The 11084-nt window shown below is 65.2% G+C and carries 8 protein-coding genes, 1 tRNA gene and 1 pseudogene; 7 read left to right on the top strand and 3 right to left on the bottom strand.

Features of this window, described 5'->3' with window-relative positions; translation table 11 throughout:
* The 7 genes and pseudogenes from HNV26_RS29215 to HNV26_RS29185 form a co-directional block, all read left to right on the top strand.
* Positions 1-474: pseudogene (locus HNV26_RS29215) on the top strand (DNA primase); the annotation flags it as partial.
* Between the two features lie 92 nt (positions 475-566).
* Positions 567-2693 carry an RNA polymerase sigma factor RpoD gene (rpoD, locus tag HNV26_RS29210; protein ID WP_011555174.1) on the top strand — a complete coding sequence of 709 codons (2127 nt, stop codon included), beginning with the start codon at positions 567-569 and terminating at the stop codon, positions 2691-2693.
* 81 nt (positions 2694-2774) lie between these two features.
* A complete protein-coding gene (locus tag HNV26_RS29205; protein ID WP_171444108.1) occupies positions 2775-3161 on the top strand; it encodes an MGMT family protein in 387 nt (128 codons plus the stop codon).
* Positions 3162-3240: 79 nt separating this feature from the next.
* Positions 3241-3313 (top strand) — tRNA-Ile (locus tag HNV26_RS29200).
* Between the two features lie 305 nt (positions 3314-3618).
* Positions 3619-4359: a 3-oxoacyl-ACP reductase family protein gene (locus tag HNV26_RS29195; protein WP_216612819.1), complete on the top strand. Its 741-nt coding sequence runs from the start codon at positions 3619-3621 to the stop codon at positions 4357-4359.
* A gap of 23 nt (positions 4360-4382) precedes the next feature.
* Positions 4383-4700 (top strand): DMT family transporter, encoded by a 318-nt coding sequence (locus HNV26_RS29190; protein WP_171444107.1) that lies wholly within the window; start codon positions 4383-4385, stop codon positions 4698-4700.
* Positions 4697-5323 carry a TetR/AcrR family transcriptional regulator gene (locus HNV26_RS29185; RefSeq protein ID WP_171444106.1) on the top strand — a complete coding sequence of 209 codons (627 nt, stop codon included), beginning with the start codon at positions 4697-4699 and terminating at the stop codon, positions 5321-5323. The genes HNV26_RS29190 and HNV26_RS29185 overlap by 4 nt, the downstream gene beginning before the upstream one ends.
* A 412-nt stretch (positions 5324-5735) precedes the next feature.
* Here the strand turns inward: HNV26_RS29185 and HNV26_RS29180 are convergent, their stop codons facing one another.
* From HNV26_RS29180 to HNV26_RS29170, 3 genes are all read right to left on the bottom strand, one after another.
* On the bottom strand, positions 5736-7238 hold the full coding sequence (locus HNV26_RS29180) for a hypothetical protein (RefSeq protein WP_171444105.1): 1503 nt from the start codon (positions 7236-7238) through the stop codon (positions 5736-5738).
* Between the two features lie 435 nt (positions 7239-7673).
* Positions 7674-9464 carry a molybdopterin-dependent oxidoreductase gene (locus tag HNV26_RS29175; protein ID WP_216612818.1) on the bottom strand — a complete coding sequence of 597 codons (1791 nt, stop codon included), beginning with the start codon at positions 9462-9464 and terminating at the stop codon, positions 7674-7676.
* A 111-nt stretch (positions 9465-9575) separates the two neighbouring features.
* Positions 9576-11075, bottom strand: a complete 1500-nt coding sequence (locus tag HNV26_RS29170) for a DUF488 family protein (RefSeq protein WP_171444104.1) — start codon at positions 11073-11075, stop codon at positions 9576-9578.
* Positions 11076-11084: the final 9 nt, after the last annotated feature.

Below are 11084 nucleotides of genomic sequence, written 5' to 3'. Positions count from 1 at the left end.
CCCCTGGAGAAGCCGCCCCCCGCGCTGGAGTGCTTCTACGTGGGCGCGGTGTTGAAAGAGCCACGGTTGATGGCGCGGGACACCTTCCGCGTGTGTGACGAGCTGTCCCACATGGGCCTGCGCATGGCGCTGGCGCATGCGACGTCGGGACACGGCGCAAATGATGCGCTCTTTGAATCCTCGGAAGCCGTGAAGCGCGGCATTGAAAGCGCGCTGCGGCAGCTCCCCTCGGAACCGGTCCCCCTGGAGGCGGCGTTCCTCTCCATCTGCAGGGAAATCATGGTGCGGCGCATCGACGAGCGGCTCGTTTATATAAAGCGGGCGACGGAGCAGACGCCGGGGGCGTTCGACCTGACAGAGGAGACGCGCCAGCTCCTGGCGGAGCGCGTGGAACTGTTGGCGCTCAAGAAGCGTGTCCTGGAGGAGCTCAAGCCTGCCTCCTCGGGAACAAAGGCGCCCATGCAACCGGTTTGAGTTCGCGTTTGTAAGAAACCCTGACTTTGCGGTAGATCGGCCGGCTCGCCCAGGCCTCAAGCCCCTGAATTTGCTCAAGGAGAAGTACCCGAATGCCGACGCAGAAGCCCTCGAAGGCGTCCGTGAAGCCGACCAAGAAGAAAGTGGATCCGGTGATCCGCAAGAAGAAGGCTCCGGACGGTGCCGCGGCGAAGGGGGCCAAGACGGGCGCCGAGGAGAAGGAAGAACTCGTCGCGAGGGACGTCGTCGCCGAGGCGACGGAGAAGCTCAAGAAGAAGAAGAAGGGCGTGGCGCCGGCCATGGGCGATGACGTGGACCCGGAGGAGGCCGCGGAAGAGGCCGCCGCCGCCGTCCAGGTCGACCCCGACGCCGTCGAGGACGACATCGAGGAGGATCCGGTCGCCGAGCGCAAGGAGGTCAAGGACCTGCTCGCCGCGGGCCGTGAGAAGGGCTTCCTCACGTACGACGAGGTCAATGACGCGCTCCCCGCCGACATCGTGTCGTCCGATCAGATCGACGACGTGATGAGCATGTTCGGCGACAACGACATCGAGATTGTCGACGCGCAGAAGGCCGCTCAGAACAACGAAATCAAGCCCACCGTCACCGTCGAGGAAGAGAAGGAAGACGCCGACGAGGACGAGAAGGACGAGGACGACGAGCCGGGCGGCAAGTCGAACGACCCGGTGCGCCTGTACCTGCGCAAGATGGGCAGCGTCAGCCTGCTCACCCGCGAGGGCGAGGTCGAAATCGCCAAGCGCATCGAGGACGGTGAGAAGGAAGTCCTCCGCGCGCTGCTGGCGTGCAAGGTGGCCGTCGAGGAGATACTCGACATCGGCAACAAGCTGAAGACGGCCAAGCTGCGCGTGCGCGACGTCATCAAGGACGCGCCGGAGGAGACGCAGTCCGAAGGTGCCGAAGAGGCGCCCGAGGAGGTCGGTGAAGGTGACGCTCCGGCGCAGCTGGCGCAGAGCGAGCTCAACAAGATTGAGCAGATCTGCAAGCAGATCGAGCGCTTCCGCAAGTTCGCCCAGGACTGCGACGTCTTGGAGGAGGAGCTGTCCTCCAAGAAGAAGCTGACCGAGGTCCGCAAGAAGGAAGTGAAGCAGGAGATCAAGGACCTCCGGACCAAGATGATGGAAGTCCTGGAGGAGATGCGGCTCAACAAGAAGCAGGTGGACCGCATCGTCATCAACCTCAAGGCCCTCATCGAGCGCGTCGACAAGGCCGAGGACGAGCTGCGTGATTTGGAGCGCCGCTACGACTGCTCCATGAAGGAGCTGCGCCCGCAGCTGAAGGAGTCGCGGGAGAACCCCAACATCGGCAAGAAGCTGCAGAAGCAGCTCAACCTCACGCCGGAGCAGTTGGAGGTCCTGGACCGCGACGTGCGCACGGCGGTGCGGAAGATCAAGAAGGTCGAGGAGGAGGCCAACCTCCCCGTCGAGTCGCTGCGCCGCAACTACGACGCCATCCGTCTGGGTGAGCGCCGCGCCGAGCGCGCCAAGAGCGAGCTGGTGGAGGCCAACCTGCGCCTCGTGGTGTCCATCGCGAAGAAGTACACGAACCGCGGCCTGCAGTTCCTGGACCTCATCCAGGAGGGCAACATCGGCCTGATGAAGGCCGTGGACAAGTTCGAGTACAAGCGCGGCTACAAGTTCTCGACCTACGCCACCTGGTGGATTCGTCAGGCCATCACCCGCGCCATCGCGGACCAGGCCCGCACCATCCGCATCCCGGTGCACATGATCGAGACCATCAACAAGCTCATCCGCACCAGCCGCTACCTGGTGCAGGAGATTGGCCGCGAGCCGACGCCGGAGGAGATCGCGGAGAAGATGGAGCTGCCGCTCGACAAGGTCCGCAAGGTCCTGAAGATCGCCAAGGAGCCCATCTCTCTCGAGACGCCGATTGGCGAGGAAGAGGACAGCCACCTGGGCGACTTCATCGAGGACAAGAGCCTCGTGTCGCCGGCCGACGCCGTCATCAACATGAACCTGGCGGAGCAGACCCGGAAGGTGCTCGCCACGCTGACGCCGCGCGAGGAGAAGGTGCTCCGCATGCGCTTCGGCATCGGAGAGAAGTCCGACCACACGCTGGAAGAGGTGGGCCAGGACTTCGAGGTGACGCGCGAGCGCATCCGTCAGATTGAGGCCAAGGCGCTGCGCAAGCTGCGCCACCCGAGCCGCTCCAAGCGCCTGCGCTCCTTCGTGGAGAGCTGAGCCGGGCTTGAGCTGAGCTGAAACGTAGGCCCCCGCTCCATTCGTGGACCGGGGGCCTTCGTGTTTCTAGAGTCTGGGGCCGTGGCGCTCCGAGCGAAGACGAAGACACCGAAGGCCGAAGCGAAGAAGCCTCCCCTGCCCTTCTCCAAGGCGGTGTGGAAAGCGGTCCGGGCCATTCCGCGCGGGCAGGTGCGCTCCTATGCCCAGGTGGCGCTCTATGCGGGCCGTCCTGGGGCGGCCAGAGGCGTGGGCCGGGAGATGGCCACCCTGCCCCAGCAGCCCGGGCTGCCGCTGCCCTGGTGGCGCGTCACCCGCTCGGACGGGACGCTGGCGCCCCAGGTGGCCCAGGAGCAGGCAGGGCGCCTGCGGGCCGAAGGCGTGGAGGTGACGCAGCGTGGGGACACCTTCCGCGTGAAGGTGCCCCGCGAGGCGCCGGCCCCTGGACTGGCAACGAAGCGGAAGCGCTGAAGCCGGGTAAAACGACGCCCCTTGCCAGGACTGCGCACCCGGCGATATGCAATCCGCCACGCGGTTGGTTGGCGCATGAGGGCCCTTAGCTCAGCGGTTAGAGCTGTCGGCTCATAACCGATTGGTCCCTGGTTCGAATCCAGGAGGGCCCACTTCCCTCAATGCCCCTCAATCCCTTGGAAATCTCTTCAAGGGTGTCTGTCCATTGAGCGGCAGCCGTGGTGTGAGCTTCACCCGCTTCGGTGGACAGGTTGGCTACGCTGCCTCAAGCCCCTCGCTCGCCGCCTCCTCACCTGCTTGAGGGAACTGGCTCACTCACCTTGGCGGAGAGAGCGCGGGCTCTTTCCCGCAAAGGGCTCTGCTGGGGACATATGAACCGGTCATTAAGAAAGTCTTGACGGAGACACCCTCGCTGCGTAGACATTTTAAACGACCGGTTTCAAAATAGAGGGTGGACATGATGGCGTTCAGTGGCAAGGCGGCGTTGGTGACAGGTGGCACGCGTGGCATCGGCGCCGCCATCGTTCGGCATCTGGCAAAGGGGGGGGCGAACGTAGCCTTCACCTATGCGAACTCTGGCGACAAAGCGGCCACGCTGGTCGGTGAACTCAAGGCACTCGGCCGACGGGCCGTGGCCATCCAGGCGGACAACGGAGACCCCGACGCCGTCCGTGGCGCAGTCGACCGCGCGGCGTCCGAGTTGGGCCGCCTGGACATCCTGGTCAACAACGCCGGCATCTTCCCTTCCGGGCCGTTCGAAAAGGTCACACTCGAGGAACTCGACAGGACGCTGGCAATCCACGTTCGAGGCGTGTTCGTCGCGTCTCAAGCCGCGCTCGCGCACATGCCGCAGGGTGGCCGCATCATCTCGATTGGTTCCTGCTTCGCGCAGCGCGTGCCCTATGGCGGAGTCACGCTCTACTCGATGAGCAAGTCCGCCTTGATCGGCCTGACGAAGGGCCTGGCACGGGAAGTCGGCGAGCGCGGCATCACCGTGAACGTGATCGACCCCGGGTCGACGGATACCGACATGAATCCGGCGACCGGGCCCACCGTCGCGGCCGAGTTGGCGCTCATGTCCATTAAGCACTACGCGCAGCCCGAGGACATCGCCACCACCGTCGGGCACCTGGCGGGTGCCAGCGGGCGATTCATCACAGGCACCTCCATCGCGGTCGATGGTGGCTTTTCGGCTTGAAGCCGCGACAGCAAGAGGCGTTCATGGCATGGACTGTGTTGACACTGGCCGGGTGTCAGGAGATCGCCTGGGCGCTCGCGCTCAAGCGAGCCGACGGCCTGACCCGGTTCTGGCCCAGTGTCATCGGCATTGGCCTCGCCATGGTCAGCCTGGTGCTGCTGTCGCTCGCCTTGAAGCAACTGCCCCTCGGAACGGCCTACGCTGTCTGGGTGGGGATGGGCATGTGCGGCGTCGCGGTCTTCGGCATGCTATTTCTCGGCGAACAGGTCTCGGCACCACGTATCTTCTTCCTGGTGATGATCGGTATCGGTGTCGCTGGCCTGCGGGCAATCGAGCGATGACTCCGCGCAAGGTGAAGACGAAGAAGCCCTCCGCTGTAATGGGCCGCCCCCGCGGGTTCGACCGCGACGAGGCACTCGTGGAGGCGATGCGGGTGTTTTGGGCGCGCGGCTACGAGGGCACGTCCATCCAGGATTTGGTCGATGCGATGGGCGTCAACAAGCCCAGCCTCTATTCCATCTTCGGCTGCAAGGAAGAGCTCTTCCGCGAAGCCGTTGAGCTCTACGACCGGATCGAAGGCATTCACACCACCCGCAGCCTGGAGGATGCTCCGTCCGCACGCGCGGCGGTGGAGGAGATGCTGCGCGCCAATGCGCGGGCCTACACCGCCAGCGACAAACCTCGGGGGTGCATGATCGTCCTGTCTTCGCTCCTGGGCTCGCCGGAGAACGAGCGGGTCAGGACCTTCCTCGCGGAGAATCGCCTCAGGGGTGAGCGTGCGCTGAAGCAGCGACTCGAGCGAGGCATTCTCGATGGAGACCTCCCTGCATCCGCCGAGGTGGGGAAGCTCGCCGCATTCTACACCACGGTGCTGGAGGGCTTGTCGATACAGTCTCGCGATGGCGCCTCCGCGAAGAAGCTCGCCGCCATCATTGATGCCGCGATGCTCGCTTGGCCGACGTGAGAAAATACACCTCACGCTTCTTTGACCCAACGAAGCTCACGCGCAGTACATGGGGACGCCCCACATCCTGAAGGCCATCAATCCGCCAGGAAGACCCGCGCCTGACTTCTATGGCCAAGCCATCGACCTGGTGGAGTTCGAAGCGGGGGGCGCACCATCTCCGAGACAGCACGCAACCTTGATGCTCGCGGGTGTACGCCAAGGTGATTGCCCTGGCCCTCTCGCGCCTGCTGGAACTGTCGATGCGGCAGAAGGCAGGCGAGTCGGGTTAGACACAGGCGACGGGGCGGCTCGCGACTTCGCCCCCTGAGCTGTCCGATTTGACGGGAGCAACTCCACAGTGGACAGTCCCGGTGATCGAGAGTCGCTCGCCCCCTCCAGCTTCCTTCCGGCTTGGGGAATCCGCGAGACTTCACTCAGAAGCACGCCGCCAGAAGAGCCCTTCTCGCACGAAGTGCTCATGGACCCAGCGCTCGCTGGCGGAGGACAGCTGCCATTCGCCACGTCCCTCAAGGACCAGGATGTCACAGCGCGCAAGCATGGGGAGCATGGTCCGCTGCGAGCGCTCATCCTCGAAAGCGGCTCCTGCGTGAGCGAAGCGCCCGGGGGTGCCCAGTGCATCATTCAGCATGAGGCCGTAGGGGTCGACGAGGACGGGAGTCCCCTCTGGGATTCCGGGAAGCCGCCCGGCGGAGATTGCCCAAGCCGGTTCGAAGGCGCACAGGGCTGAATCCGGAGGGACGGAGGCCCGGAGTGAGCTCCCGAGCGTGAGCAGGAAACGGTCTCGCTGATTCGCAGAGCGGATGGCCGCCGGCAACGAAGAGAGTGCGATGAGCATCACCGTGGCGGTGACGAGCGCGGATTGCGTGCGCGAGCGTGTGTCCGCCCAACTCAACACCACGGAGGCCCCCAACCCCGCGAGGACCGCCATGGTAGGCGCCAGGTGGGCGTTGTACTGGGCCCAATAGCTCTTCGACGACAAGAAGGTCACGACCGTCAGAACCCAGGCGGCCGCGAAGAGTCGCTCGGCGACGGCCTCCCTTCGACGCGTTCGGGCCAGGGCCACGACCAAGCCCCATACACAGAGGACGGAGAATCCCATGCGCCCGTCTCCCAGGACCATGAGAAGTCGGCGCCAGACATTAGACTCGCCATCGGGTGGGCGGAGCAACTGGAACCAAAGAAGGCCATCGAGCATCGCGGCGGGGGCGAGCGCGAAGAAGGGGCCCAGCCAGACCAGCCCCACCGCTGCCGCGACAAGCACGACGCGTAGGGCACGCCGTCCCTGGCCCTCCATGCCGCGAGCCCACACCGCGGCGATGACCCAGGCGCCGGCTGTCAGCTTGATGGCGCACGCGGTGGCAAGAAGGGCTCCGGCCAGCAGATCCCCCTTCCACCGTGAGGCATCAGCCCCATGCCGCAGCCAAACCCATGCCATGCCAAGACAGGTGAGGTTGAGCAGTGGCTCCAGGAAGGGCCCACGCTCGGTGGCGGCCGCTTCCGGGAAGACGGCATAGGCGAGCGCGGCCACGACGCCTGCCCTGACGCCCCATTGCTCCTGAGCAATGCGTCCGCACAGGAGCGTGCTCAGTGCCCCGATCCCGGGGACGAGCCAACGGACCACCGCGAATGCCAGCGCTGCGTCGAAGCCACGTGCGAACGCGGCCACCGGCGCCAACAACATGGCAATCCCGGGAGGGTGGACGAAGAAGTAGTCACGGTAGGGCAACACACCATGGGAGAGCAGTGCGGCGGCACTGAAGTAGACGCCCTCGTCGTAGTCCACGGGATGCCCGAAAGCGCCTCCCCGGTGGAAGAAGCCCGCGATGCGCAGCAGCCATGCACCTGAAGCGATGAGCACCAGGGGCCACCAGGACAGGTGGAGACGGGGCGTAGAGAGGTTCGAAGAACGCACCCGGACACGCGTACTAAAGGCATCCCGGTGTGTCGAGCAGGCGCAAGTCAGTTCATGCGGCGCGCATCGCCGGTCGAACTCCTGACTTGACTCACCGAATCATCCGGAGACATGACTCTTATTAATACTGACAGGTCCCGTGTGTGACGATTCAGGAGTCCCCATTCATGGAGAGTGCTCATGCACAGCCGATGCATCACCCTCCTCTTTGCGTGTCTCACGCTAGGAGACTGCGCACCGACAACCCGCGTCCGCTTCTCCGTCCAGGAGACTCGACGCCTGTTGCTGGGCACGCGGCGCCAGGCTCAAACGACAACGGTAGGATTTCCTCACGACCGACCTGCCTCCTCGCCGCGAGGACTCTCTCACGCTTCAACTGGTCCGAAAACCAGGGGACAGACCATCGATGAGCGCGCCCACTCCTTCGCACCCGACTCAGATCGACTGACGATACCCGAAGAACTCGTGATCTTCATCGTAGCCGCCGTAGCCGCCTCCCACTTGGAGGAAGTCAGCGACGAACTCGATGCCGGCAATCCACTTCACTTGCTTGAAGCCGAGCTGGACCTCGTTGCGCAGGCGAAGCGGCGCCCCGTGGCCGTAAGAGAGTGGCTCGCCGTTCATGTCATAGGCGAGCATCGTGAGCTGATAGTGCATCTGCTCGATGGGATGCGCGTCGTAGTAGCGGCCGCCGTCGGAACCGTCGCCGAGCGAGTAGAACACGACCCATTTCGCGTCCGGCTTCGGCCTGACCAGTTCGAGGAGGGTCTGCATCGAGACGCCGCCCCATTTGGCGACACCGGACCAGCCCTGGATGCAGAAGTGCTGCGTGATCTGCTCGTGGCGCGGCATGGCGCGCAGCTCGTCGAGGCTCAGCTCGACCGGATTCTCGACGAGCCCGTGGATTCGTAGCCGGTAATCGGCGAAGTGGTTGTCGTAGAGCGCGCGGTACTCCGGCGTCTCGGGGTACTTGCCGTTGTGCCAGAAGTACGGCGAGATGTCCTTGTCCGTGTAGGCCCCTGGCTTGGCGTCGAGGTGCTCGAAGAGCCGCTGGGCCGGGCCGACCAGCGAATACCCGACGCGTTGCACGACCCGCGGATGTCGCAGCGTGAACGGCGTGGCCGCCACCCACGCGATCACGACGACCGCCATGGAGACAGCGAAGATGCCGAACCCGACCCAATCGTTGGCGTCGGTCCCCGCGTACACGTGGTTCAAGTTCCGCAGCAGGCCGGTCGCGAAGACCATGGTGACATGGATGAAGGTGAAGAGGATGAACCAGCACAGGACGAGAAAGTGCAGGGAGCGCGCGGTCTGGATGCTGAGCCGCTTGCTGATGCCGTGGAACCGGGTCGAAAGCGCTGGCGACATGCCGAGCCCGGTCATGAGCGCGAGCGGCGCCGCGATGAAGACCGTGATGAAGTAAGCGATGATCTGGAGGCCGTTGTACGCGACCCAGCCATTGTTCTGAGGCCAGCTCAGGGAGAGGTACTGGAGCAGAGCAGATGCGGCGTCGGGAAACACCTGCCAGTTCGTCGGGACGATGCGGCGCCACTCTCCAGTCGCGAAGAGCAGCACGTAGAAGACGAGTCCGTTCGCCAGCCACAACATGTCGATCCCGAGGTGCCACCAGCGGGCCAGCCCGATCGAGTGGCGGAGGCCCGGCAGCCCGAGATGTTTGGGCAGCGTGAGGGAGTCCTGCTTGGCGGTCCAGAGCGGCAGGTCCGGCACCTGCTTCTGCATCCGGAGCCACTCTTTTCCCGGCGTCGAGTGCCGGGTCCAGTACAGCCGGGGATGGTCGGCGAGAATCTGGAGGCCCGCGCGAATGATGAAGATGAGGAAGAACACGTTCAGAAAATGCTGGGCGCGCAACCAGACCGGCATCGGCGTGGCAAACGCGGTTGCGAACCCGGTCCCGGGATGCCGATGGATGAATCCTTCGACCGCGGGGAGCCCACGCAGATACTGCGCTACGGCGACTCCGAACAGGAGAAGCCCCCAACCGATCGGGAGCAGCCAGACCAGGTTGAACCAACGGTTCGCGCCGATTCGCAGGCGAGGGGCGATACCGAAGGCGGCCGGCATGGAGCCGGCCCAGGTCTTCGGATCGACGACGTCCTCGCCCTTGGTCAGGCGCTCTCGCAGCGCCTTCACCAACTCCGGTGAGACGCGGTCGGCTCCAGAGGGCGGCGGTGGCGTGGCGGTCGGTTTCGGTGGGTCTGCCATTTCACGCGCTCCTGAGCCGCGACTCGGCTTCGCGCGGTTCCTCTAGAGCGAAAGCGAACCGCCTCCTCTGCATGCATGAGTTGCACATCGGCAGGCATCGCTGCGTTGACCTCAATGGTGCGACTCCGGCGCGCTTAGAAGGCTTCGCCGTGGCCCAGCGTCGGCGGCATGAATGAGGCCTCGGGCCAGGAGCGCGCTACCGAGCGAGCAGAAATACAAATATCCACGCTGCTCGCCGAAGCGGCGAATCAGGCGCTCGAGCGCAGGTCCCGGCTCGACATGCATCAATCCCGAGAGCCCGCGAATGACCCCGACATCGCCCTCCGGGAACACGTCCAGCCGACCGAAGCCGCGCAGGAGAACCAAGGCCGCGCTCCAGGGTCCAATGCCGTGAAGCCCCGTGAGCATCCGCATCGCCTCGGCGCTGCTCATCTGCGAGAGCATGGCCTCTGTCACATCGCCCGCTTGGATAGCGGCGGCGGCCGCGCGGAGCGCCTCGGCCTTCCTCGCGCTCAAGCCACACGAGCGAATCGCGTCGAGCCGCGCCTCGGCGAGCACAGCAGCACCAGGAAAGGCGTACCGTTCTTGCCCCTCATGCGGCAAGGACCGGCCGAAGCGCTCTACCAAACGGCGAACGACCGCGACCCCGGCGTCCAGGCTGACCTGCTGGAACGGGATGACGCTCGCGAACGTCTCGAAGAGGCTGGGGAACCGTGGCGGCCGCATACCGCGCAGCGCGCGCGCAATGGGGTGGAGCTTGCGCTCGGCTTGGAGCAGCCGTTCGAGCGGCTCCGGGTCCACATCGAGTCCGAGCCCCCGCCGCAACAACTGAGAGATCTCGGCATGCGCGCCGCGCGAGTCATCCCCCTCGAGCACGCGGAACCGGACCTGCGGCTCGTCCATCGTCCCCTGATTCGAGACCTCGACCAGCACGAGGCCATCGGAGACCGTGAGCGCTCGCAGGTACCGTCCTTCCTCCCAGACGTCGACGAGGTTCGTCGGTCGCCGCTGCAGCACGCGCACGGTCGCCTCGAGGTGAAACGGCGCGCGCGTATCGAGGGATGAGCCGAGGCCCGCCGGATACGTGAGCCGCGTGCCATCGACATGAGCGAAGTCGGTCATCCGGTGCGGCGTCGACCGGGTTCGGCTGGTGATGTGCTCGACCTGCGCACCGCGAACTGTCAGGGCGTCTGCGACCAGGGAGCGATGGCAACGCCAGGGCACGGCTTCGGCGCACATCAACGCGACCGTGCCTTTCACGACCAGCTCACGCAACTCCGCCAGCCCAGACTCGAACTCGTCCGTCAGCATGTAGTCCGCGTACCCGCGGAAGCTCGCATTGCGCCACCCCGTGTTCGGTGAGTCACCGCGCGCGTGCCGCAGCCCTCCGAGCGCGGGGAGATGGACGTAACGGAGGCGATGCCCGCGAAGCGCGGTGCGAAGCGCCTCCCGTTCGAATTGCGGATTGTGGCGCGAGCGAGGGATCGTCCTGATATCAGCCACGGTGGAGACACCAAACGGGCGAAGGAGCGCGATGAGCTCGTCGAGCGTTCGCGTCGAGTGGCCGACGGTATAGAGTTGGAGGCCTTGCCAGCTCTTTGCCCCGCGCATCGGCTTTCT

The organism is Myxococcus xanthus, from assembly GCF_013116825.1.
GTDB classification, from domain to species: Bacteria; Myxococcota; Myxococcia; order Myxococcales; family Myxococcaceae; genus Myxococcus; species Myxococcus xanthus_B.
Note: the sequence above shows the minus strand (reverse complement) of the source record. Positions and strands in the feature narration are given on the sequence as shown.